Annotated in this window: 26 protein-coding genes and 1 tRNA gene; 14 read left to right on the plus strand and 13 right to left on the minus strand. The window is 66.1% G+C overall.

Annotated features, from left to right (window positions below):
- The first annotated feature begins 78 nt into the window (after positions 1 to 78).
- Positions 79 to 513, plus strand: a complete 435-nt coding sequence (locus G404_RS0110490) for an ExbD/TolR family protein (protein ID WP_028641039.1) — start codon at positions 79 to 81, stop codon at positions 511 to 513.
- Between the two features lie 122 nt (positions 514 to 635).
- Here G404_RS0110490 and G404_RS0110495 read toward each other — a convergent pair whose 3' ends face one another.
- The 4 genes from G404_RS0110495 to G404_RS0110510 are packed head-to-tail and all read right to left on the minus strand — an operon-like array spanning position 636 to position 5640.
- A complete protein-coding gene (locus G404_RS0110495; RefSeq protein WP_028641040.1) occupies positions 636 to 3077 on the minus strand; it encodes a ligase-associated DNA damage response DEXH box helicase in 2442 nt (813 codons plus the stop codon).
- Between the two features lie 46 nt (positions 3078 to 3123).
- Positions 3124 to 4581, minus strand: coding sequence for a phosphoglucomutase/phosphomannomutase PgmG (gene pgmG / locus G404_RS0110500; protein ID WP_051280525.1), 1458 nt, complete (start codon positions 4579 to 4581; stop codon positions 3124 to 3126).
- Positions 4532 to 4825 (minus strand): J domain-containing protein, encoded by a 294-nt coding sequence (locus G404_RS0110505; RefSeq protein ID WP_028641042.1) that lies wholly within the window; start codon positions 4823 to 4825, stop codon positions 4532 to 4534. Before G404_RS0110505 ends, pgmG begins: the two co-directional genes overlap by 50 nt.
- The gene (locus G404_RS0110510) at positions 4822 to 5640 is read right to left on the minus strand and encodes a division plane positioning ATPase MipZ (protein ID WP_036521105.1); all 819 of its coding nucleotides are present in this window, start codon (positions 5638 to 5640) and stop codon (positions 4822 to 4824) included. The genes G404_RS0110505 and G404_RS0110510 overlap by 4 nt, the downstream gene beginning before the upstream one ends.
- Before the next feature lie 187 nt (positions 5641 to 5827).
- Between G404_RS0110510 and panC the strand changes: the two genes are divergently transcribed.
- From panC to arsC, 4 genes are read left to right on the plus strand one after another with little or no spacing between them, the layout of a single operon-like run.
- Positions 5828 to 6718 (plus strand): pantoate--beta-alanine ligase, encoded by an 891-nt coding sequence (gene panC / locus G404_RS0110515; RefSeq protein ID WP_028641044.1) that lies wholly within the window; start codon positions 5828 to 5830, stop codon positions 6716 to 6718.
- A 17-nt stretch (positions 6719 to 6735) separates the two neighbouring features.
- A complete protein-coding gene (locus G404_RS0110520; RefSeq protein ID WP_028641045.1) occupies positions 6736 to 7503 on the plus strand; it encodes a class II aldolase/adducin family protein in 768 nt (255 codons plus the stop codon).
- Between the two features lie 11 nt (positions 7504 to 7514).
- Entirely contained in the window at positions 7515 to 8024 is a 510-nt protein-coding gene (locus G404_RS0110525) for a (2Fe-2S)-binding protein (protein WP_028641046.1), read from the plus strand.
- A gap of 44 nt (positions 8025 to 8068) precedes the next feature.
- The gene (arsC, locus tag G404_RS0110530) at positions 8069 to 8410 is read left to right on the plus strand and encodes an arsenate reductase (glutaredoxin) (RefSeq protein ID WP_028641047.1); all 342 of its coding nucleotides are present in this window, start codon (positions 8069 to 8071) and stop codon (positions 8408 to 8410) included.
- A gap of 189 nt (positions 8411 to 8599) precedes the next feature.
- Here arsC and G404_RS0110540 read toward each other — a convergent pair whose 3' ends face one another.
- Together G404_RS0110540 and G404_RS18795 are read right to left on the minus strand one after the other, a co-directional pair.
- The gene (locus tag G404_RS0110540; RefSeq protein WP_028641048.1) at positions 8600 to 9739 is read right to left on the minus strand and encodes a M14 family metallopeptidase; all 1140 of its coding nucleotides are present in this window, start codon (positions 9737 to 9739) and stop codon (positions 8600 to 8602) included.
- A 37-nt stretch (positions 9740 to 9776) separates the two neighbouring features.
- Complete coding sequence (locus tag G404_RS18795; RefSeq protein WP_245584490.1) at positions 9777 to 10541, minus strand: DUF4136 domain-containing protein; 765 nt, start codon at positions 10539 to 10541, stop codon at positions 9777 to 9779.
- 163 nt (positions 10542 to 10704) lie between these two features.
- Between G404_RS18795 and galE the strand changes: the two genes are divergently transcribed.
- The 3 genes from galE to G404_RS0110560 all read left to right on the plus strand — a co-directional run bounded on the left by galE (position 10705) and on the right by G404_RS0110560 (position 12612).
- A complete protein-coding gene (galE, locus tag G404_RS0110550) occupies positions 10705 to 11709 on the plus strand; it encodes a UDP-glucose 4-epimerase GalE (protein WP_028641049.1) in 1005 nt (334 codons plus the stop codon).
- Between the two features lie 71 nt (positions 11710 to 11780).
- A complete protein-coding gene (ykgO, locus tag G404_RS0110555; RefSeq protein WP_008069451.1) occupies positions 11781 to 11906 on the plus strand; it encodes a type B 50S ribosomal protein L36 in 126 nt (41 codons plus the stop codon).
- A gap of 94 nt (positions 11907 to 12000) precedes the next feature.
- Positions 12001 to 12612, plus strand: a complete 612-nt coding sequence (locus G404_RS0110560) for an HAD family hydrolase (protein WP_036521065.1) — start codon at positions 12001 to 12003, stop codon at positions 12610 to 12612.
- 12 nt (positions 12613 to 12624) lie between these two features.
- Here the strand turns inward: G404_RS0110560 and G404_RS20940 are convergent, their stop codons facing one another.
- From G404_RS20940 to pepN, 4 genes are read right to left on the minus strand one after another with little or no spacing between them, the layout of a single operon-like run.
- Positions 12625 to 12750, minus strand: a complete 126-nt coding sequence (locus G404_RS20940; RefSeq protein ID WP_281170268.1) for a hypothetical protein — start codon at positions 12748 to 12750, stop codon at positions 12625 to 12627.
- Positions 12747 to 12956 carry a GIY-YIG nuclease family protein gene (locus G404_RS20085; RefSeq protein ID WP_281170269.1) on the minus strand — a complete coding sequence of 70 codons (210 nt, stop codon included), beginning with the start codon at positions 12954 to 12956 and terminating at the stop codon, positions 12747 to 12749. The genes G404_RS20940 and G404_RS20085 overlap by 4 nt, the downstream gene beginning before the upstream one ends.
- A gap of 24 nt (positions 12957 to 12980) precedes the next feature.
- On the minus strand, positions 12981 to 13781 hold the full coding sequence (gene pgeF, locus G404_RS0110570; protein ID WP_028641051.1) for a peptidoglycan editing factor PgeF: 801 nt from the start codon (positions 13779 to 13781) through the stop codon (positions 12981 to 12983).
- Positions 13778 to 16393 carry an aminopeptidase N gene (gene pepN / locus G404_RS0110575; protein ID WP_028641052.1) on the minus strand — a complete coding sequence of 872 codons (2616 nt, stop codon included), beginning with the start codon at positions 16391 to 16393 and terminating at the stop codon, positions 13778 to 13780. The genes pgeF and pepN overlap by 4 nt, the downstream gene beginning before the upstream one ends.
- 135 nt (positions 16394 to 16528) lie before the next feature.
- On the opposite strand from pepN, the gene G404_RS0110580 reads away from it, so the two are divergent.
- Both G404_RS0110580 and G404_RS0110585 read left to right on the plus strand, forming a co-directional pair.
- Positions 16529 to 17797 (plus strand): M48 family metalloprotease, encoded by a 1269-nt coding sequence (locus G404_RS0110580; protein ID WP_245584491.1) that lies wholly within the window; start codon positions 16529 to 16531, stop codon positions 17795 to 17797.
- Positions 17797 to 18627, plus strand: coding sequence for a Rossmann-fold NAD(P)-binding domain-containing protein (locus tag G404_RS0110585; RefSeq protein WP_036521068.1), 831 nt, complete (start codon positions 17797 to 17799; stop codon positions 18625 to 18627). Before G404_RS0110580 ends, G404_RS0110585 begins: the two co-directional genes overlap by 1 nt.
- On the opposite strand, the gene G404_RS0110590 is transcribed toward G404_RS0110585, so the two are convergent.
- The 3 genes from G404_RS0110590 to G404_RS0110600 form a co-directional block, all read right to left on the minus strand.
- Positions 18537 to 19457 carry a DMT family transporter gene (locus G404_RS0110590; RefSeq protein ID WP_028641055.1) on the minus strand — a complete coding sequence of 307 codons (921 nt, stop codon included), beginning with the start codon at positions 19455 to 19457 and terminating at the stop codon, positions 18537 to 18539. The two genes, G404_RS0110585 and G404_RS0110590, sit on opposite strands and share 91 nt — an antisense overlap.
- The gene (locus G404_RS0110595) at positions 19454 to 20482 is read right to left on the minus strand and encodes a threonine aldolase family protein (RefSeq protein ID WP_028641056.1); all 1029 of its coding nucleotides are present in this window, start codon (positions 20480 to 20482) and stop codon (positions 19454 to 19456) included. The genes G404_RS0110590 and G404_RS0110595 overlap by 4 nt, the downstream gene beginning before the upstream one ends.
- Positions 20483 to 20543: 61 nt before the next feature.
- Positions 20544 to 20618: transfer RNA gene (locus G404_RS0110600), tRNA-Thr, on the minus strand.
- 125 nt (positions 20619 to 20743) lie between these two features.
- On the opposite strand from G404_RS0110600, the gene G404_RS20615 reads away from it, so the two are divergent.
- The 4 genes from G404_RS20615 to G404_RS0110620 all read left to right on the plus strand — a co-directional run bounded on the left by G404_RS20615 (position 20744) and on the right by G404_RS0110620 (position 23300).
- Positions 20744 to 20893 (plus strand): hypothetical protein, encoded by a 150-nt coding sequence (locus tag G404_RS20615; protein WP_169719700.1) that lies wholly within the window; start codon positions 20744 to 20746, stop codon positions 20891 to 20893.
- A gap of 151 nt (positions 20894 to 21044) precedes the next feature.
- Positions 21045 to 21746 carry a 2,3-diphosphoglycerate-dependent phosphoglycerate mutase gene (gpmA, locus tag G404_RS0110610; RefSeq protein ID WP_028641058.1) on the plus strand — a complete coding sequence of 234 codons (702 nt, stop codon included), beginning with the start codon at positions 21045 to 21047 and terminating at the stop codon, positions 21744 to 21746.
- Positions 21743 to 22228 (plus strand): 5-(carboxyamino)imidazole ribonucleotide mutase, encoded by a 486-nt coding sequence (purE, locus tag G404_RS0110615; RefSeq protein ID WP_028641059.1) that lies wholly within the window; start codon positions 21743 to 21745, stop codon positions 22226 to 22228. Before gpmA ends, purE begins: the two co-directional genes overlap by 4 nt.
- 13 nt (positions 22229 to 22241) lie before the next feature.
- Positions 22242 to 23300 (plus strand): 5-(carboxyamino)imidazole ribonucleotide synthase, encoded by a 1059-nt coding sequence (locus tag G404_RS0110620; RefSeq protein WP_028641060.1) that lies wholly within the window; start codon positions 22242 to 22244, stop codon positions 23298 to 23300.
- The last annotated feature ends 2 nt before the right edge of the window (positions 23301 to 23302 follow it).

Below are 23302 nucleotides of genomic sequence, written 5' to 3' on the forward strand. Positions count from 1 at the left end.
GCCAGACGGCTGACCCGTTTTCGGACAAGATCAAAGCGATCGCAGTGATCAAGTTTCACTGATCAAGGAGTACCACCCATGGCAATGAGCGGCGGCAAGGACGATGGTTCGCCGATGATGGAAATGAACACGACGCCGTTGATCGACGTCATGCTCGTTCTGCTCATCATGTTCATCATCACCATCCCCGTGGCCACCCACTCGGTGAGCATCAATCTGCCCGCACCGGCACCGCCAACCAACGCGGTTGTCCATCCGGACAAGAACAAGCTGGTGCTGACGTCGGCCAATGTCATCATGTGGAATGGCAACACCATTTCGATGGGCAACCTTGTGTCCCTGCTGCAGGCGACCAAGGCACTGCCGGTCGAGCCGGAACTGCAGTTCCAGCCCGAACCGTATGCCAACTACGAAGAAGAGAACCGGGTCCTGAAGATCATCACCGATTCCAAGGTGACCAAGTTCGGCTTCGTCGGCAACGAGCAGTTTGCGACGTTTGGCAAGGCGCAGTAGGCCTTAACGGCAAAGCACCCGCCAGTTCGCGCGCCGCAACGCGGGCGACCAGTGGGCACAACACACGAAACGGGGGACAGGGCTTTGGCCTTGTCCCCCGTTTTGTATATCGGCGGATCAGGTCAATCGGCGCGGTCGGGCCGCATGGCCATGGCCGCCAGCCCTTCCGCCTCGACCAGCAGGTCTTCGTCGGCAGAGCCCAGCGGCAGGCTTTCGCGCCCGATCATCACCAGCACGGGCACCGCCAGAGGGCTGACGCGGTCGAGTTCCACATGGACCAGACCCGCCGCCGCACGATCGAGCAGGTCGGCCAGCCGGCCCAGATCGGTCAGCCGCGCGCGGGCATCGGCCCAGGCCGCCTCGATCAGCAGATGCCCGGGTTCGTACTTGCGCAGCACGTCATAGATCAGGTCGGTTGAAAACGAGACCTGCCGCCCGGTCTTGCGCTGTCCGGGCAATTGGCGTTCCACCAGTCCCGAAATCACCGCGACTTCGCGAAAGGCGCGGCGCAACAGGTATGAATTGCGCACCCATTCGTCGAATTCATCGGCCAGGATCGCCGGCGACAGCAGGGACGCCGGATCGGCGACAGGCCTGACCCCCCACACCGCCAGCGCATAGTCATTGGCGACAAAGCCCATCGGCGATAGCCCCGCGCTTTCCATCCGTCGGGTGATCAGCATGCCCAGCGACTGGTTCGCGGTCCACCCGGCGAACGTGTAGAACACGCTGTAGGCGCGGCCACCGTGCAGAAAGCTTTCCACCAGCAAGGTGCCGGGGCCCGGCATTGCGCTGCGCCAGTCCTGCATTTCCAGCCATTCGCGCACATCGTCGGGCATGCGTCCCCAGCCGGCGCGATCGGTCATCAGCGCCTGGACGCGCGTAGCCAGATGCGTGGTCAGCGGCAGGCGCGCGCCCATATAGCTGGGGATCTGGGCCGATTTGCGTGCGGCGTGGACGATCACCGCATTGTCGCGCAGTCCTTCGACCTCAAGATCAAGCCCGGCAAAGCGGAATGTATCGCCCGGCGCCAGTTGCGCCCCGAAATCCTCTTCGACTTTGCCCAGCGACCGGCCGTTGCGAAACCGCACCTCGAGCATGTCCGAATCGACGATGATTCCGGCGTTGATCCGGTGCCGTGCGGCAAGATCGGGATGCGTCAGTCGCCATTGGCCATCGGCCTGCCGCACGATCCGCCTGAATTTGTCATAGGCGCGCAACGCATATCCACCGCTTGCCACGAATTCGAGCACGCGCTGCCAGGCGGGCGCGTCGATGCCCGCATAGGCCAGCGACGATCGCACCTGGGCGTGCAATTCCACCTCGTCAAACGGGCCCGCGCAGGCGCATGCCATGACATGTTGCGCCAGCACGTCGAGCCCGCCCGGCCGGAATTCATCGCCATCGCGCTGGCCTTCGTTCACCGCGTCGCGCGCGGCCAGCGCCTCGAGAAATTCAAAGCGGTTGCCCGGCACCAGCACCGCGCGGCTGGGACTGTCGAGCCGGTGGTTGGCGCGCCCGATCCGCTGCAGCAGGCGGGATGAACCCTTGGGCGCGCCCATCTGCACCACCAGATCGATATCGCCCCAATCGACCCCCAGATCGAGGCTGGCGGTGCACACCAGCGCGCGCAATTGGCCTTGGGCCATGGCGTTTTCAACTTTGGCGCGCGCCTCGCGGCTGAGCGATCCATGGTGGATGCCGATCGACAGCGTGTCGTCATTGGCATCCCACAGCTGCTGAAACAGATATTCCGCCAGAAACCGCGTGTTGGTAAAGATCAGCGTGGTGCGATGCCGCCGGATCAGGTCATAGACCTGCGGTACTGCCCAGGTCCCGGCATGCCCGCCCCACGGCACGCGCGCATCGATCGGTTCCAGGATTTCCACCTCGGGCGGCGCGCCGCTGTCGCCTTCGACCAGCGCGACACTGTCCAGATCGCCCCACGGCGCCAGCCACGCGCGATAGGCCTCCGGATCGCCCAGCGTGGCCGACAGCGCGACACGCCGCATGCCCGGGCTGTGTGCCTGCAACCGGGTCAGCGCCAGCGCCAGCAGATCGCCGCGCTTTGACGTGGCAAAGGCATGGATCTCGTCGATCACCACGCGTTGCAGACCGGCAAACAGGTCGGCGCTTTCGGGATAGCTGAGCAGCAAGGACAGCGATTCGGGGGTGGTCAGCAGCACGTGCGGCGGCCGCACCCTTTGCCGCGCCTTGCGGTCGCTTGGCGTATCGCCGCTGCGGGTTTCGATGCGGATGCCAAGACCCATGTCCTCGACCGGGGTCAGCAGATTGCGCTTCACATCGTGCGCCAGCGCCTTCAGCGGCGAGACATAGAGCGTGTGCAACCCCTCGGGCGGCGCGGCCCCGTTTAGCCGCGACGGCGCAAACGCCGCCAGCGTGGGCAGAAAGCCGGCCAGGGTCTTGCCCGCGCCGGTGTCGGCCACCAGCAGCGCGTGCTGTCCGCGCCCGGCCGCCGCCAGCATGTCGACCTGGTGCCGCCGCAATGCCCAGCCGCGCCCGGCAAACCACGCGGCAATCTCGGGGGGCAGGGCGTGGTCCATGCCGCGCGTGATAGACCACCGCGCAGGTCTTGGCACCTGCCCCTGATCAGATGCGGCGAATTCCCGCCGATCCCAGCCGCGCATCGAGATCGGCCAGCAGCCGTGCAAGCCCCCTGGCGGTCAGGCTTTCGGCGCGCGCGGTCAGCATGGCCTGGGTGTTCGAGGCGCGCAGCAGCCACCAGCCATCGGGCGTGGTCACCCGCGCGCCGTCGGTGGCGTCGAACACCACACCGTCATCGCGCAGCACGGCGATGATCTGCGCCACCGCCGAAAACGGATCGATCCCCGGCACCGCAAAGCGCAAGTCGGGCGTGACATGGGTCCGGGGCATCGCATCGCGCAGCGCGGTGACCGATGCCCCCAACCGCACCGATGCCGCCAGCACGCGCAGCGCGCCATACAGCGCATCGTCATAGCCGTAATAGTCATCGGCAAAGAACAGGTGACCGGTCATTTCGCCGGCCAGCACGGCGCCAGATTGCTTCATTCCGGATTTGATCAGCGAATGCCCGGTCGGGGCGATCTGCGCGATGCCGCCCCATGCCGTGATCGCGTCAAACAGCACCTGGCTGCATTTTACATCGGCCATGATCCGCGCGCCGGGATACCGGGCCAGCAGGTCCTGCGCCAGGATCTGCACGATCTGATCCCCCCACAGCACGCGCCCGCGCCCGTCGACCACGCCCAGCCGATCGCCATCCCCATCGAAGGCAAAACCGATATCGATCTTTCCCGACGCGACAGCGGTGATCAGATCCTGAAGGTTTTCGATCTCGGTAGGATCAGGGTGGTGATTGGGAAAATGGCCGTCGACCGACGTGTGGAACAGGACATGCTGCCCCGGCAAATGACGGACCAGCCGTTCGATCAGCGGGCCGGCGGCGCCGTTGCCCGCATCCCAGCCGATGCGCAGCGGTTCAATGCCGGCCGGATCTATTCCGTCCAGCGCGTGGAGGATGCGTTCAACATAGGCCCCGGCCAGATCGACTGTCTCGATGCCGCCCCGATCGCACACCCGATCCCATTCGCCCGTGGCGGCGATGCGCCCCAGATCGACTATGTCATTGCCAAAGAACGGTTGCCCGCCAAGATCCAGCTTGAAGCCGTTGTGGTCCTTGGGGTTATGGCTGCCGGTTACCTCTATGCCGCCGTGCACGTCTGGGGCTGAAGCGACCGCGTAATACAGCAGCGGTGTGGGTGCCGGGCCAATCCGTCGCACGGTGATCCCGCCATCGCACAGCCCCTGCACCAGCGCGGCCTCAAGCTTTGGCGAACTTAGCCGCCCGTCGTAGCCCACGGCGACGCGCATACCCCCGGCACGGCGCACCACAGTGGCAAAACTGCGTCCCACGGACCAGGCATCGCGCGGGGACAGCGTTTCGCCCCACACCCCGCGCATGTCGTATTCGCGCAACAGGCCGGGGTCGAAGCGATGGCGTTCGACCCGCAACCGGTCAGGCACGGTTGGCCGGGCCCAGCCGTGCCAGCAGCAGATCGCGCGCATCGTTGGCTTCGTGGACGGCTTCGTTGCTGCCCCCGCGATCGGGGTGGACTTGTGCGATCAGCCGGCGGTGCGCATCGATGATGGTTTCGCGCCCGGCGTCGGTGCCCACGCCCAGCAGCGTGCGCGCGCGCCGTTCCGATTTGCGCGCATCGCGCGCCTGCCACCACACCCACGGCCACTGCCCGGTCAGAAACCGGATCGCCAGACTGCCGAGCAGTGCAAGCTCGGCCAATTTAAGGATCATGTCACGCCTTCGAGCGCGAGCTGGCCTTTGGTGGCAACGGTCGGCAGGTTCAGCCCCGCGATCAAGGTGCGCAATTCCTGCCGCGCGACCAGATGGCTGGTGCCCAGTTCGCCCAGGTGTCCCTTGTCGAGCAGGGTCAGGCCGCTGGGAAACAGTTCGCGATAGATTACGCGTTCGGACAGGCCGCTGGCCACGCGAAACCCGACCCGGCGCGACAGTTCGGTCAGCGCCTGGTCAATGCGGCGCTGGTTGCGCGCCTCGGTATAGCCGGTGCGGTTGCGCACCACGACCCAATCCATTTCCCGGCGGGCATCGCGGATGGTTGCCATTGCGCGTTTTTTGCGCGCCTCCCAGATCAGTTCGGCATAGAACGACAGGCGTCGCACCTTGAACGTTTCGGCATCGACCTGCCCGATCAGGTCGAAATCGACAAAGCTGTCGTTGAGCGGGGTGACCAGCGTATCGGCGCGCGTCGCCACATGGCGGGCCAGCGGATCGTCGCGGCCGGGCGTGTCGAACACGATGAAATCGGCATCCGCGCCCATTGTGGTGGTCAGCGCATCCAGTTCTTCCACGCTGTCGCCCGCGTAGACCGCAAAATTCGCGGTGGGCAACGCAATGTCGCGCCGCCGCTGCGTCTCGGCGCGATTTTCCAGATAGCGGTGCAATGTGCGCTGCCGGCTGTCGAGATCGATCGCGGCCACCCGCGCGCCCTGATAGGCCAGCGCGATGGCGCAATGCACGGCGGTGGTGGATTTGCCCGTGCCGCCTTTTTCGTTGGCAAACACGATGCGGTGTGGGCCGTTCGACACAATCTCTTCCTTCTTTGGCCGCTGGGCGGGCACAGACGCTTGAATGGCACGGGGTGCGGGGCTAGGCCGGATCGGCTATAGCGCGAAAGGCCCGACCGCAACCCCTTGTACAAGACCGCAACCGGGTTGTGCCCGACCGTGATCATGCAGGGTCATCGTTGGTCGGGATGGTAAAGGAGACACTGGCCCCATGCAAACCGTCTCTACCCGCGCCGGGCTGGCAAAGGCCGTGGCCGGGCTCAAAATCGGGGGAAAAACCCTGGCGCTGGTGCCGACCATGGGTGCGCTGCACGACGGGCACATGACGCTGGTGCGGCAGGCCCGTGCGCATGCCGACCACGTGGTGGTGTCGATCTTTGTCAATCCGATGCAATTTGGCGCGAACGAGGATCTGGACGCCTATCCGCGCCAGATGGACGCCGACGCCCGCCAGTTGCGCACGGCCGGGGTCGATCTGCTGTGGGCGCCGACCGTGGCCGAAATGTATCCCGATGGTTTTGCCACCACGGTCAGCGTGGCCGGGCTCGATCGGGTGCTGTGCGGGATGCACCGGCCGGGGCATTTCGACGGCGTGGCCACGGTCGTGCTGAAACTGTTCAACCAGGTGCGGCCCGACGTGGCGCTGTTTGGCGAAAAGGACTGGCAACAGCTGACCATCATCCGCCGCATGGCGCGCGATCTGGATCTGGCGCAGCCGCATGTCGACCGGATCGTGGGCGTGTCCACCGTGCGCGAAGCCGATGGCCTGGCGATGAGCAGCCGCAACCGGTACCTGTCCGCCGACCAGCGCGCGCAGGCCGCCGCGCTCAATCGGGCGATGCGGTTGTGCGTCGGCGCGGTGCTGGCGGGCGAAGCGATCGGCATGGCGCTTGACCGGTTGCGCCGCGCGGTGCTGGCCGCCGGGTTTGACCGGATCGACTATGCCGATCTGCGCGCGGCCGATACGCTGGATGATCTGGCGCAATGGCACGGCGGTGCGGCGCGATTGCTGGTGGCGGCGCATATCGGCCGCACGCGGCTGATCGACAATATGGCGATTGATCCCGCGATGGCGATCATGCCCCAGACCGAAAACGCATAATCAGGGAAGGGATGACAATGGCGACACAGATCAGATCCAACATCGGTTGCAGCGATGCCGAATGGCAGGCCCGGCAGGAACTGGCGGCGTGCTATCGCATCTTTGACCTGCTCGGCTGGTCCGAATCGGTGTACAATCACATCTCGGTAAAAGTGCCCGATGAAGACGGCGCGTTCCTGATCAACCCCTATGGCCTGCTGTACAACGAGGTGACGGCCAGCAATCTGGTCAAGATCGATATCGACGGCAATATTATCGGATCAAGCCAGTATCCGGTGAACAAGGCGGGATTTACCCAGCACGCGCTGTTTCACCGCCACCTGCACTGGGCCAACGCGATCTGCCATGTGCACACCACCGCTTCGATGGCCGTGTGCAGCCTGGAGGCGGGGCTGATGCCGATCAATTTCTATGCCTGCAATTTCATCGGACGGCTGGCCTATCACGAATTCGAAGGGGTGACGGTGCGCGCCGAAGAGGGTGAGCGGCTGTTGCAGAACCTGGGTGACAAGAACATCCTGATGCTGCGCAACCACGGCCCGGTGGTGCTGGCGCCCACGCTGCCGTCGATGTTCATCCAGATGTGGGCGCTGCAACGCGCCTGCGAAATCCAGATGGCCACGCTGTCGATGGGCCAGCCCGCCATCTGTATCCCCGACGAGGTGGTGGCGGTGCACCAGCGCGATTTGCGCGAAGTGGCCGTGCCCGGCACCATGCCCGGCGCCACCGACTTTGCCGCCTGGACCCGCCGGATCGATCAGATCGACCGCAGCTGGCGCGATTAGAAGCTGCCGGCATGGCGCGTCTGACCGTCAACAACCAGCCGGTAGAGTTCAAGCTCGATGCGCAGACCCCGCTGCTGTGGGCTTTGCGCGATGCGGCCAATCTGACCGGCACCAAGTATGGCTGCGGCACCGGCGAATGCGGCGCCTGCATGGTGCTGGTCGACGGCCAGGCGATGCCCAGCTGCATGTTGAGCCTGGGCGAGGCAGAGGGGCGCGCCGTGATCACCATCGAAGGCCTGTCGCCCGATCGCAACCACCCGGTGCAACAGGCGTTTGTGGCCGAACAGGCGATCCAGTGCGGATTCTGCACGCCGGGGCTGGTGATCGCCGCCGCCGGGCTGCTGGCGCGCAATGTCAACCCGACCGAGGCGGACATTGCGCGTGCCATCACCAACATCTGTCGCTGCGGCGTGCAACCCCGCCTGCTGCGCACGATCGCGCGTGCAGGGCGCATCATGCGCGGCGAAGAACCCGGCGTGCGCGTGCCGGCGCCGGCCACTGCAACAACACCCGGGCTGTAAAAGGTCCCCCCTCAGAAGGGGGGCCGCACAGGAAAGGACCATCGATGAAGGCCACAATCTGGCACAACCCCGGCTGCGGCACATCGCGCAACACGCTGGCCCTGCTGAACGACGCCGGCGCCGAGGTGACCGTGGTTGAATACCTCAAAACCCCGCCCACCGCGGAAAAGCTGGCGCAACTTTACCGCGATGCGGGCCTGACCCCGCAACAGGGCCTGCGCCTGCGCGGCACCGACGCGGCGGAACGCGGGTTGCCCGAGGCCGATGACGCCTGCGTGCTGGCGGCGATGGTGGCGGACCCCAGGCTGATCGAACGGCCCCTGGTCGAAACGGACCAGGGCGTGCGGCTGTGCCGACCCAAGGAACGCGTGCTGGACATCGTTTGACCGCGCGACGTGCGGCGCCGCTGCGCGCGGCGCGCTCAATAGGGCAGAAAGCGCCCGGCCGCGATCAGCGCGGTGGCGCAGCCGAGCACGGCGGTGAAGCGCAGGGCTTCCTGCAGCAGCAGGGCAGGGTGGCGCAAGGTCTGGACCATGCGCCATTGTGCGCAGCCGGCGGTTAAAACATCGTAAATGCTATTGTGACAGCAGCCATTCATGCAGCGATTGCAGGCATGCGCGGGCCAGCAGCTGCGATCGTTCGGGGCTCCAGCCTTGCGCGGCGCAGGGCAGGTCGTCGTTGTCCTTGAACGGCATTTCCAATGTCATCGCCACCGCGCCGAAGCGTTGCGCAACCTGGTTGGTCGACATTGTCAGGTTGGCGGTGCCGGGGCGCGCCTCGGGATAGCCATGGCGCGTCTGGAAATCGGGGGTGCGGCGTTCCAGGATGGTGCGGTACCGGCGGTACCCTGCGCCCTGGTCCTCGCGCCACGATGGGATGCCTTCGAAACCGGCGACAAACACGTGCGGGATCGCTTCATCGCCATGCACATCGATCGCGAAATCGACGCCGGTGGCATCCATCGCGTCGCGGATCGCCAGCACTTCGGGTGATCGGTCGGCGGTGGGCGCATGCCATTCGCGGTTCAGGTTCACGCCGGCGGCATTGGTGCGCAGATGCCCGCGCACCGAACCATCGGGATTGGCATTGGGCACGATGTGAAACGTGCAGGCCTGGCGCAGCGCGCGGCCATGCGGATCGGCGGGGTCGGTCAACAGCGCCAGCGCGCCTTCCATCCACCATTCGGCCATCGATTCGCCGGGATGCTGGCGCGCATAAAGCCACACCGGTTTGGGGCCGTTGCCCAAAGTCAGGCAATCGATCGGGCGGCCTTCGATGCTGTGCCCCAGCACGCGGTGCGCGACGCCGGGTTGCAACGCATGGCGCGCGATCAGATCCTGGTGCCGTTCCCACGAATAGGGCGCGAAATAGGCAAACCACACCAGATCGCCCGCCGGCCGGTGCCGGATGGTCAGTGTGCCGCCTTCGACGGCCGGGTCATAGTCGCTGTGCGTGCGGCCCCAGAACTGCCGATCTTCGCTGAAGGCGGCGCGATAGTTGTGCCACCCGCCGGGATAGGCGGCCGACGCCAGACCGGTCAGGCGCAAGGTCAGGTCGCGTCCGGCCGCACCCGCCACGCGGAAATGGAACCACTGGAAAAATTGCGAATGCGCATCGCGCCGGATGGCCAGGTGCGCGGTTGTGCCGTCGATCGACAGCACTTCGATATTGCCGCTGTCAAACGCGGCGTCGATCAGGATCGGTTGGTCGGTCATCGGGCGGTGATAGTCGCGACCGGTGCGCGGGGCAATGTTACTCGCCACCGCCCGCAGCAGGCGGCGCCAGTGGCGCGCCCGCCAAGGACTGCACCACTTTGCCATCGGGGAATTTGGCGAACAGCGCGGTGGCCAGGCGCGTGGCCATGCGCGTATCGTCCAGCCCGTTTTCTGTCATGCGCGCCTGACCCTGGGCATGGCCTTCCCACAGCACGCGGCGCGTGTCCTTGTCGCGGATGCGCACATCGATACGCGTGGCAACGATCGCCTTGCGCGGTTTGGACAAGTCGATGAACAGGGCCCCGCCAAAGCCAGATCCGCGATTGCTGACCCCCATGCTGACTTCGCCGCTGACCGGCCGGTGCGGCGCTTCTTCGGGCACGACGATATCGTGACCGACGCTGACTTCGATCAGCTGCTGCGGATTGGCGGCATCGGCGGTGTCATAGCCTTTGTTGGCCAGCTGATCGATCACTGCGGCTTCGTAGACCGGCAGTTTGTCGTCCAATGCCGGCATCGCGTTGGTGCCGGGCAGTTCGTCGGGCGCGGTTGCGGGCGGCGCAGGTGGCGCAGGCGGGGTGGTTTCCACCACCACGATCCGCCCTTTGCCCAGCGCGTCGCCGCCATCGGCGGCGCGGAAGGTTTCGACATCGATGCGTTTGCTGGGTTCGGCGTTGCCCTGTGTCACCACCCGCTGCGGCCCGTCGGGCCAGCCACTGCGCATCCCGCGCCCGCCCCAGCCGCCGGGATAGGACTGCGCGCATACCGGCACGGCCAGAACCAGTGCGATCACGGGGGACATCAGCAGCGTGGCACGGCGTGACAGCATTGTTTGGCAATTCCTGAATGGGTTGGCCGACCCTAGGCCGGACCTTGCCCCACTACAACGGATGCTTAGGGGGATTCCTTCTATGGCGGCGGCTGCTAGGGCAATGCCCATCGGCCAGCAGGGGTGATTCGCGCGCATGACCAAGGTTCCCGTACTTGTCACCGGTGGCGCAGGCTATATCGGCAGCCATGCTGTGCTCGCGCTGCGCGATGCCGGCTGGCCCGTGGCCGTGATCGACAATCTGACCACCGGGTTCCGCTTTGCCGTGCCCGAGGGCGTACCGTTGTATCAAGGCGATATTGCCGACGCAGACCTGCTGGCGCAGATCTTCGCCGAACAGGGCATTGGTGCGGTGATGCATTTTGCCGGATCGATCATCGTGCCCGAATCGGTCGAAAATCCGCTGAAATATTACGAAAACAACACCGCCAAAAGTCGATCGCTGATCGCTGCCGCGGTTGCGGCAGGTGTGCCGCATTTCATTTTCAGTTCGACCGCGGCGACCTACGGCATTCCCGAGACCTCTCCGGTGACCGAAGACAGCCCGAAACGGCCGATCAATCCCTACGGCATGTCAAAGCTGATGACCGAGATCATGCTGGGCGACACAGCGCGCGCGCATGCGATCAATTTCTGCGCGCTGCGCTATTTCAACGTGGCGGGCGCCGATCCGCAGGCGCGCACGGGCCAATCGACCGCGGGCGCGACGCACCTGATCAAGGTCGCGGTGGAAGCCGCGCTGGGCAAACGCGAGGATGTGGCGGTGTTCGGCACCGATTTCGCCACGCCCGATGGCACCGGGGTGCGCGATTATATCCATGTCAGCGATCTGGCCGCCGCACACGTGCTGGCACTTGAGGCGCTGATCGCCGATCCGCAGCGCTCGCTGACCATGAACTGCGGCTATGGCCAGGGCTTTTCGGTGCTCGACGTGCTCGATGCGGTGGACCGGGTGACCAACCTGACCATCCATCGCCGCATCGAAGGGCGCCGCGCGGGCGACCCCGACCAGTTGATCTCCGACAACCGGCTGATCAAGGCCACGCTGCCCTGGGTGCCGCGCTATGCCGATCTCGATACGATCGTCGGCCATGCGCTGGCATGGGAACGGCGGTTGACCGAAATTCGCGGGGGATGTTGACTTTCCACGGCGGCGCATATACCCGCGCCACTCTGTTTTCGGCCCGGTCGCATCGGGCATAAGGATTCGTCATGAAGATTCGCAACAGCCTGAAGTCGCTCAAGGACCGCCACCGCGACAACCGCGTGATCCGTCGTCGCGGCCGGACCTATGTGATCAACAAGACCCAGCGTCGTTTCAAGGCCCGCCAGGGCTGACGCGATGCGCCCCGCAGGCGGGGTGCAACCGGGTTACGGTATCTGACAAACCCTCGCCCCGCGGCGGGGGTTTCGTCATTTGGGGGATGCGATCATGGCCGCCATCGATGCCGTGGTGTGGGATATCGGCCGTGTGCTGGTGCAATGGGATTTCGCCCGCATCTGGCACGATGTCATCCCCGATCCCGCCGAACGCGCGCGCTTTACCACCACCGTCGTCAGCGAAGCCTGGCACGCCCGCCATGACGAAGGGGTGTCGATGGACGATCTCATCGCCGAGGCGGCGGCTGCGCACCCCGACCATCGCGCCTGGATCGAACGCTATCGCACGCATTGGCTGCTGTCGGTGCCGGGGCCGATCGCGGGCACGCATCGCCTGGTGGAACGGCTGGCCGCACGCGGCGTGCCGCAATATGCAATCACCAATTTCGGCGCCGAATCGTTTGCGCTGTTCCGCCCGACCTATCCGATTTTGAACCACATGCGCGACATCGTGGTGTCGGGCACCGAACGCCTGATCAAGCCCGATGCGGCGATCTTCCACCTGGCCGCCAGGCGATTCGGCTGCGAGCCCGCACGCATGCTGTTCATCGACGACAACGCCGCCAATGTTGCTGCGGCGCGCGATCTTGGCTGGCAGGTGCACTGGTTCACGGGCGATGCGGCGGCGCTTGAGGCGGATCTGGTGGCGCGCGCGCTGCTTTAGGCGGGCGTGCGCTCAATGCAGGCAATTGTTGGCCTGCAATTCGGCCAGGAACGATGCCCATTGCTTGTTGCGCAGATCGGCGATCCGCCGACACGTGGCCGTTGTATAGGTATAACAGGCGACACAAGTCCCGCTCATCCTGAGCTTGTCGAAGGATGCGCGCGACCTTCGCCCAATAGGCCATCACGGTTGTCGGCTGCGCACGCGTCGTCGCGTGTCGGAAATGCTTCGCACCAGACGAGATGCACCGGCCGCCGCGCGGCGGTGTACCTGCCAACCACGCCCTGCTGATGTTGGGCGAGGCGTGCGCTGAAATTGTCGGTGTGCCCCGCATCCTTCGACACGCTCAGGATGGGCGAGGTTTGTGTTCATGTTCCAGAATTTGGCACACTTGCGTGCGGCACGCATACCTTCAGCCCGATCAGCGAAATTTCGCGGCCGTAGCCCGGCTCGCCGTGGTGCGTGGCGCGGCGGAACGAGAAGAACCGGTCGGGCTGGCTGTAGGTGTCCTGGCCCAGCAGGCCGATCGTGCCCACGCCCGCCGCGCGCAGGCGGGCGGCGACATAGCCTTCCAGATCGAACCACGCATGGCGGGCGCGACCGGCGCGGAAAAAGCCGGTGTTGGCGGGGTCAGCCTCGACAAAGCGGCGCTCGAAGGTGTCGTCCACTTCATAGCTTTTCTGCGCGATGCACGGGCCGACGACCGCGGCGATATCCTGTCGCCGCGCGCCAAGCGCCTCCATCGCGGCCACGGTGGCATCGGTCACGCCGTGGAAAGCGCCTTTCCATCCGGCATGCGCCGCGCCGATCACGCCGGCGCGCGCGTCGTGGAACAGCACCGGGGCGCAATCGGCGGTCAGAATGCCCAGCACCACGCCGGGCCGATCGGTCACCAGCGCATCGGCGGGCGGGCGTTCGGCTTCGGGCCAGGGCGCGGTCACGGTGACCACATCGGACGAATGGGTCTGGTATGTGCAGACCAGCGCGGCGCCGGGCAGCACGGCAGACACCGCAAGCGCGCGGTTTTGCGCGGTGGCCCCGGGATCATCCTCGCTGCCCCAGCCGACATTCAGCCCGGCATGAATGCCGCCGCTGACCCCGCCGCGTCGGCCCAGAAAGCCATGGGCGGCGCCCGCCAGCGCGCGATGCTGCAGAACCTCGACGCTCATCCGTTCAGGCTCTTGCCCACTTGTTCGCGCACATCGCGCGACAGCGTCGGCACCGCAGCGATCCGTTCCAGCTCGGCGCGCATCAGCGCGGCGCGCGCCGGCTCGATCTTGCGCCAGCGGCCCAGCGGCGGCACAAACCGTGCCGCGACATTGCCGTTGATCGGATCAAGCGCGAGGATCAGATCGGCAATCAGGCGATAGCCTTCGCCGTCGGGGTCATGAAACGCAGCGGTGTTGGCGGCAAACGCCATGTACAGCGCGCGCACCCGGTTGGGATTGGTCAGCGTGAAATCGGCGTGGTGCGCCAAGGCCTTGGTATGGTCGATCGCGCCGGGGTTCAGCGATCCGGCCTGCAACGAAAACCACTTGTCGATTACCAGCGGATTGTCGGCAAACCGGTCGTGGAAATCGGCCAGAGCGGCATCGCGCTCGGGTCCGTCAAGCCCGCACAGCACCATCAGCGCGCCCTGCCGGTCGGTCATGTTGTCGGCCGTGCGGTATTGCGCGGCGGCGCGGCGGATCGCCTCGGCCGGATCGGCCGGCGCAAGATAGACCAGCGCCTGCGTCTTCAGTTTGCGCGCGCCGCGTGCGGCGGCATCCAGGCCATAGGCGACCGCGCTCGTGCGATCGTGCAGGGCATGCCACTGGCTGGCAAGCGTCGTGCCCAGCCAGGCCTTCAGCGCTTCGCGCTCGGCGCGCACGCGGGTGGGATCGACGGGGCTCAGCTGTTCGGCAAGATAGGCTTCGCCAGGCAGGATCACGAGTTCGCCGCGCATCAGGTCGTCAAGCGCCGGATCGGCCAGAATTGCCGCCATCGCCTCGCCAATGGACGCACGCCCCAAATCGCGGGCCGCATCGGACAGCTGGTCGGTGATCGCCGCCACCAGGTGCTGCACCACCAGCTGCTGCATCGCCTCGTAGCGGGCAAATGGATCATCGTCGTGCGCGGCCAGAAACACCAGGTCGGCATCGGGCGTCGGATTGTTGATCGCCACGGGTGCGGAAAAGCCGCGATTGATCGACAGCACCGGACGGCTGGCATGGCCGGTGAAGGCAAAGCTCTGTTGCGCCTGCGTCAGCACCAGCAGATGTTCGCCGGCATGGCGCCCGGTTGCGGGATCGAACAGCGCAGTGCGCAGCGGGATCACCATCGGCTGTTTGTCGGTCTGCCCGGGGGTGGGCGGCACCGTCTGTTTCAGCGTCAGTGTGACAGTATCGCCCGCATGGCTCAGCGCGACATCGACGCGCGGGGTGCCTGCCTGTTCATACCACCGGCGGAACTGCGTCAGGTCCAGACCTGCGCCATCTTCGATGGACTTGACGAAATCTTCGCACGTGGCCGCCTGGCCATCGTGCCGGTCAAAATAGAGATCGGTGCCCTGGCGAAACCGTTCGGGGCCCGCCAGCACGGTCATCATGCGGATCACCTCGGCCCCCTTGTTGTAGACCGTGGCGGTGTAGAAATTGCTGATTTCCTGATAGGAATCGGGTCGGATCGGGTGGGCCAGCGGCCCTGAATCCTCGGGAAACTGCGCCGCGCGCAAAATGCGCACATCCTCGATGCGTTTGACCGGGGGCGATCCGTGATCGGCGCTGAACTGCTGATCGCGCAGCACGGTAAAGCCTTCTTTCAGCGACAGCTGGAACCAGTCGCGGCAGGTGACCCGGTTGCCTGACCAGTTGTGGAAATATTCGTGCGCCACCACGCCTTCGACCGCATCGTAATCGCCGTCGTTGGCGGTTTCCGGATCGGCCAGGATATACCGGGTGTTGAAGATGTTCAGCCCTTTGTTTTCCATCGCCCCGGCGTTGAAATCGGACACCGCGACGATGTTGAACACATCCAGATCGTATTCACGACCATAGACCGCTTCGTCCCACGCCATCGAGGCGATCAGGCTGCGCATGGCATGGCCGGTGCGGGTTTCATCGCCCGGACGGACCCAGATCGCCAGATCGACCGTGCGGCCGCCTTGCGTGACAAACCGGTCGCGGCTGGCAACCAGCGTGCCGGCGACCAGCGCGAACAGATACGAAGGCTTGGGCCAGGGATCGTTCCATTGCGCCCAGTGCGTGCCGTCGGGGTTCTTGCCCTGCGCCACCGGATCGCCGTTCGACAACAGCACCGGAAATTGCGCGGCATCGCCGGTCATGCGCACGCCATAGCGGCTGAGTACGTCGGGTCGGTCGGGGAAAAAGGTGATGCGGCGGAAACCCTCGGCCTCGCACTGGGTGCACAGCAATCCGCCCGAGGCATACAGGCCCGACAATTGCGTGTTGGCAACCGGGTTGATCACGGTTTCGATGGCCACGGTGTGCCGGTCGCCGGGCAGGGTGATCACCAGATCGTTGCCATCCATGGCCCAGGCATTGTGCGCATGGCCATCGACCGTCAGACCCGCCACCGCGATGCCGTCACCGTTCAGCCGCAAGGGTGCGCCTGCGGCCTGTCGGGTGACAGTCAAAGTGGACCGCACGCGAGTCGAATCGAGCGACAGGGCAAAGTCTAGATCGATCGTCGGCACCAGCCACGCGGGCGGCTGGTAATCCAGCCTGCGGATGACCGGGGGGTGATCGGGCGAGGCGACGGGGGCGCTGGACATGTCGTTCATGCGGCCAATGTAGGGACTCCGGGCGCCGGGGCCAATGGCCAAACCGCGTTTCGGGCTTGACTCGTGCCCTGCCGCGCCCGCACGCAGCGCGCTGGGGTCGAACGGTTCGGGGTTTAAGCGATGCGGGTGTGGGCGATGATGATGACGGGCCTTGCCATGTTGGCCCCGTCGCTGGCGCGCGCCGCGCCGTTTGATGTCGATCATGCCACTGCGCTGTATCTTGCCGTGTTAAGCCCCGCCGCGCGTGCACGATCGGATGCCTATTTCGATGGTGCCATCTGGCTGAACATGGTTTCCACCATCGTCACGTTGCTGATCTGCTGGCTGATCGCGCGCAGCGGCGTGCTGGTGCGGGTGCGCGACCGGATGCGGCGTGGCGGATGGCGACCCTGGACAATCATGCTGTCGATTGCGGCGCTGTTCCTGCTGTGTCTGACCCTGCTGAACCTGCCCTGGTCGATCTATGTCGATTTCTGGCGCGAACGCCGCTTCGGCCTGATGAACCAAAGCTTTTTCGGTTGGCTGGGCGATCAGGTGGTGGTCACGCTGCTGACCGTGGTGCTGGGCGCGGTCCTGCTGACGGTGATCAATCTGGTCATCCGCAGCTTTCCCCGCAGCTGGTGGCTGGTCGGCACGGCAGTGGTTGCAGCGATGCTGGCGCTGTTTGCGCTGATCACCCCGGTGTTCATCACCCCGCTGTTCAATACCTATGGCGAATTGCCGGCCGGCGCCTTGCGCGATCGGATCGAGGCGATGGCGGCGGCCAACCATATTCCCGCCGATCATATCTATGTGTTCAACGCCTCGCGCCAAAGCGACCGGATCTCGGCCAATGTTTCGGGCCTGGGGCCCACGGTGCGGATCAGCCTGACCGACAATCTGGTCAGGGGCACCAGCGTGCCGGTGGCGGCGGCGGTGGTGGGCCATGAAATGGGCCATTACGTGCTGGGCCATGTCTGGGTCGGCATCGCCGGCCTGGCGCTGGTCCTGGGACTGGAATTCTGGCTGCTGTCGTGGATCGGTCCGCGTGCCATCATCTGGGGCGGCCGGCGACGCACGGTACGCGGGCTGGACGATCCGGCGGCGCTGCCCGTGCTGGTGGGCGGGATGACCGCGTTGTCGCTGCTGTTCATGCCGGTGGTCAACACGCTGACCCGCAGGACCGAAAGCGCGGCCGATGCGTTTGGCCTCGACACCGCGCGCGAACCCGACGGCTTTGCGCTCGCCGCGATGAAGCTGTCGACCTATCGCAAGATCGCGCCCTCCGCGCTGGAAGAGGCGTTGTTCTTCGACCATCCCTCGGGCCGCACGCGGGTGCACGCGGCGATGCAGTGGAAGATGGACCATGTGCCCGGGGCGACCGAAGTCACGCCGCCGCCGCTGCCCGATCCCAAAGGCCCCTGATGCGTCTGTTCGTGTTCGGCCTGGGCTATAGCGCGGGTGTTCTGGCCCGCCGCTTGCGCGCGCAGGGCTGGCACGTGGGCGGGACGGGCCGCGGCGGGACCGTGGCATTTGACGATGGCGTGGCGGTCTTGGCGGAACTGGCCGGTGCCACGCATGTGCTGTCCAGCGTGCCGCCGGGCCGCGATGGCGCCGATGCGGTGCTGGCGCAGTATGGCGCAGCGCTGCGGGCGCCATGGATCGGTTATCTGTCGTCGACCGGGGTCTATGGCGATTGCGGCGGCGCCTGGGTCGATGAAACGGCGCCCGTGGGCCACGGCCGCCGCAGCGCGCGCAGCGATGCCGACCTGGCATGGCAGGCACTGGGCGCGCGGGTGTTCCGCCTGCCGGGGATCTACGGTCCGGGGCGCAGTGCGTTCGACCGGCTGCGCGACGGTACCGCGCGCCGCCTGATCGCGCCGGGGCAGGTGTTCAGCCGGGTGCATGTCGATGACATTGCCGGCGGGGTGATCGCCGGACTTGCCGGTATGCCGGGCGTTTACAACATCGCCGATGACGAACCGTGCGACGCCAATGCCGTGATCGAGGAGGCCGCGCGGCTGATCGGGGTGGCACCCCCGCCGCCGGTACCGCTGGAACAGGCCGACCTGTCACCGATGGCGCGCGCGTTCTATGCCGAAAACCGCCGCGTCGCCAATGGCAAGGCGCAGCGCGTGCTGGGCTGGCGGCCCAGGTTCCCGACTTATCGCGAAGGGTTGCGCGATCTTAGCGCCACGACCAGCCCGACCAGCGACAGTGCCGCACCGCCCACGTTGAACGCCGACCAGCGATAGCCTTCGAACACGGTCGACAGCAGCATCGCCACCACCGGCACCAGCACTCCGTTATAGGCCGCGCGCCCGGGCCCCATTTCGCGCAGCAACAGGTTGTACAGCGGAAAGGTCAGCACCGATCCGATCAACGACAGATAGGCGACGCTGCCCATGTAGACCGGCGACCAGTCGAACACCGGCGGCCCTGACAGCACCCAGGCCAGCGCGAAATCGGCGGTGGCGCCGATCAGAAAGGCCCAGGCCAGGAGCATCGCGGCGGGCACCTTGCGCACCACTTGCGCGGCCTGCAGCACATTGCCGGTCGACGCGCACAGCAGGGCCAGCACGGTCATCGCCGCGCCCAGCGGTACATCGCTGCCCGCAGGCGCTGCGCGATATTCGTTGATCATCAGCAGCACGATCCCGCCCAGCGCGATCACCGAGCCCGCGATGAACCCGCGCGTGACCGGCGTGCCCAGAAAGATCCGCCCGAACACCGCATTGGGCAGCAACAGCAGCGCAAACACGACCGCCACCAGACCCGAAGTCAGGTGCGTTTCGGCGCGATAGACAAACTGAAAATTGCAGCAGAACAGGCTGATCCCGATCAGCGCGGCGTGGGTCAGCACCGCGCGTTCGGGCACCAGCGCACGCACGGTTATATCGCCGCGCGCCAGCCCCAGCGCAAACATGCCGATCGCCGCACCGACAAAGCGCCAGGTGACCGACCAGCTTGGCGGGACCGGCCCGATCGAGCCCTTGATCACCAGCCAGGTCGATCCCCAGACCAGCGCGGTCACCACAAACGCCGCGATCACGCGCGGCTGGGCGGCACGGGCCTGCGCGGTCATAGCGCGCCAAGCGCGCGCGCCAGGGCCTCGACATGCGCAGGGTCGCTGTTCCACGCGGTCACCAGGCGTGCCGCGCCAGGCGCCCCTGCGGGTGCGTTCCAGTCGTAGAAATCGAACCCTTGCGCGCGCAAGGCGGCGGCCTCTGCGGGGGCCAGCACCAGAAACACCTCGTCCGCCTCGACCGGGTGCATCAACCTGTCGCCCGCGGCGGCGGCCAGTTCGGCAGCGGCGGCATTGGCGGCGCGTGCGTTGTCCAGCCACAAATCGCCTTCAAGCAGCGCCAGGATCTGCGCGGCGAGATACCGGCCTTTTGATTGCAGGTGGCCCGCGCGTTTGCGCATGCGGCGGATCGCATCGACCATGGCATCATCGCGCGCCGCGCCAAACAGCACGATGGCCTCTGCACCCATGCCGCCGTTCTTTACAAAGCCGAAGCTCAGCGCGTCGACCCCGGCATCGACCGTGACCGCCGCCGGGGTGCAGCCCAGATGCGCCACGGCATTGCCAAACCGCGCGCCATCCATGTGCAGCCACAGATCGTGCGCGTGCGCCAGCGCTCCGATTTCGGCGACTTCGGCCGGGGTATAGACCCGGCCATATTCGGTCGATTGCGTGATCGAAATGGCGTGCGGCTGCACCCGGTGCACATCGGGGCGGATCGGCGCGACGACATTGGTGATCGTCGCGGGGGTCAGTTTGGCGCCATCGCCTTCGGCCAGCATCAGCTTGGCGCCGTGCATGTAAAACCCGGGCGCGCCGCCCTCGTCGGTTTCGATATGCGCCTCGCGGTGGCACACCACCCCGCCAAAGGGCGGCACCATCGCCGCCAGTGCCAGGCAATTGGCCGCAGTACCCGTGGCCACCCACAGCGCGGTGGCGGGCTGGCCGAACAGGTCGCTGAACGCATGATCCAGCCGTTGCGACAGCGCATCGCCGTCATAGCCGTTGTCTTGCCGGTCGGCGGCCTGCATCGCAGACCAGACATTGGGATGGACCGAGGCGGCGTTGTCTGAGAAGAATTTCATGGGCGCGACGCATGGGGCGCGATTGCGCGGCGGTCAAGATGGCCTGCGCGCCGGAAGGAAATGGTGCTGCTGGGGAGGATTGAACTCCCGACCTCAGCCTTACCAAGGATGCGCTCTACCACTGAGCTACAGCAGCACACCATTTCCTGATCTGCCCGAAAGGTGCGCGGGGCACCGGGGCAGGGGCGCCCTTTGGCGGCGGGCGTGCGCATTGTCAAGCGGGGCTTGCGCAAGCGGGCGGCATTCGTCACATCAACGGCGATGACCGATCCCGCTTCCCCCACGGCTGCCAAGGCCGAGCGTCAGGCGCGCCTGGCCGAACAGCTGCGCGCCAATCTGCGCCGGCGCAAGGCACAGGCACGCGCGATGGAGGCCGCCGCCCCCCCCGAAACCGACCAATCCGGATCGTGAGCACATGGCCCGCAGTTTTGCGCAGGAAAGCCGGCACCGTTTTTGGACGCAGCAGGGCCACCGCCGAAAAATAGAACAGCGTGGGTGATTTGCAAATCGGCCATGATGTTCTAGTGCGCGGCTTCTCATTTTTCCGACAACAGGAACGCCGATGCCCCGTCTGATCCTCGTGCGCCACGGCCAGTCGCAGTGGAACCTGGAAAACCGCTTTACCGGGTGGTGGGATGTCGATGTCACCGAACAGGGCGCGGGCGAGGCTTTTGCCGCGGGCGCACTGCTGAAAGACCGCGGCGTGTTGCCGACGGTGGCGTTCACGTCGCTGCAAAGCCGCGCGATCAAGACGCTGCATCTGGTGCTTGAAGCCGCCGGCCGCCTGTGGATCCCCGAAACCAAGGACTGGCGCCTGAATGAACGCCACTATGGCGGGCTGACCGGGCTGGACAAGGCCGAGACCGCGGCCAAACACGGCGAGGATCAGGTCAGGATCTGGCGCCGCAGCTTTGACGTGCCGCCGCCGCCGCTGGCGCGGGGCAGCGCATTCGATCTGGCGGCCGATCCGCGCTATGCCGGGATCGCCATTCCCGACAGCGAAAGCCTGAAGGATACGATCGCGCGCGTGCTGCCCTATTACGAGTCCGCGATCGCGCCGGCATTGCGTGCCGGCGAAACCGTGATCGTGGCAGCGCATGGCAATTCGCTGCGCGCGCTGGTCAAGCATCTGTCGGATATTTCGGATGATGACATTACCGGGCTGGAAATCCCGACCGGTCAGCCGATCATCTACGAACTCGATCAGGCGCTGGTGGCAACCGAGCGCTATTACCTGTCCGAACGCCAGGGGCCCTCGATATGACCGACACCGTGCCTGTGGCGATCGTGATGGGCAGCCAGTCCGACTGGGAAACCATGCAGCATGCGGCTGCGATGCTTGAACGGCTGGGCGTGGTGCATGATTGCCGGATCGTGTCGGCGCACCGCACGCCCGACCGGCTGGTCGAATTTGCCAAGACCGCGCACGATCAGGGCTTTCGCGTGATCATTGCGGGTGCGGGCGGCGCGGCACATCTGCCGGGCATGGTGGCAGCCATGACCCACCTTCCGGTGCTGGGCGTGCCGGTGCAATCGCGATCGCTGAACGGCCTCGACAGCCTGCTGTCGATTGTCCAGATGCCCGGCGGCATTCCGGTCGCCACGCTGGCGATCGGTGCTGCAGGCGCCACCAATGCGGGCATCCTGGCCGCCTCGATCCTGGCCACATCGGACCCCGCACTGACCGCGCGGCTGATCGCGTTTCGCGCCGAACAGGCCGCGTCCGTGGCCGAGCGGCCAGCCTGAGCGGGGTGCGATGATGATTGCGCCCGGTGCAACGATCGGCATTCTCGGCGGCGGCCAGCTGGGCCGCATGATCGCGGTGGCCGCAGCCCAGCTTGGCTATCGGGCGCATGTCTATGCACCGGAACCGGTACCGATTGCCGCCGATGTCTGCGCCCAATTTACCCAGGGCGCCTATGACGACACCGCGGCGCTGGCCGCGTTTGCGCAAGATTGCGCGGTTGTCACCTACGAATTCGAAAACGTCGCCGCGCCCCCGCTGGCCGCGCTTGCGCCGCACGCGCCGCTCTATCCGCCGGCGCGCGCGCTGGAAGTGGCGCAGGACCGCGTAAACGAAAAACGCTTTGTCGAGGCGCTGGGCGGACAGCCCGCGCCCTGGGCCATGGTCGACAGCCACGCCGACCTGGCCGACGCCATTGCCCGCATCGGTGCACCCGGCATCCTCAAGACCCGCCGCGACGGCTATGACGGCAAAGGCCAGTGGCGGATCGCTTCGGCCTGGCAGGCTGCCACGCTTGACCTGCCCCCGGTGCCGCTGATCTACGAAGGCTTTGTCACGTTCTTCGGAGAATTTTCGGTCATCCTGGCGCGTGGCACCGATGGCGCCATCGCGTTCTGGGATTCGGCACAGAACGAACATGACAACGGAATTCTGGCGCGATCGACCGTGCCCGCGCCTGCCGCGATCGCCGCGCAAGTGCCGCAGGCGCGCGCGCTGGCGGGCAAAGTTGCCGATGCGCTGGACTATGTCGGCGTGCTGACCCTGGAATTCTTTGCCACCGACACCGGTCCGGTGTTCAACGAGATGGCACCGCGCGTCCACAATTCGGGGCACTGGACGATCGAAGGCGCGCTGACCAGCCAGTTTGAAAACCATGTCCGCGCGATCTGCGGATTGCCGCTGGGGTCAACCGCGCTGGTCACGCGCGGCGCGGTGATGGACAATCTGATCGGCGATGCGGCCAATGCCTGGCCGGCGATCCTGGCCGATCCGGCCAGCCACCTGCATCTCTATGGCAAGGCCGAGGCGCGGGCCGGGCGCAAGATGGGCCATGTCACCCGGCTGGTGCTGTGACC

It is taken from the genome of Novosphingobium acidiphilum DSM 19966 (assembly GCF_000429005.1).
Taxonomy (GTDB): Bacteria; Pseudomonadota; Alphaproteobacteria; order Sphingomonadales; family Sphingomonadaceae; genus Novosphingobium; species Novosphingobium acidiphilum.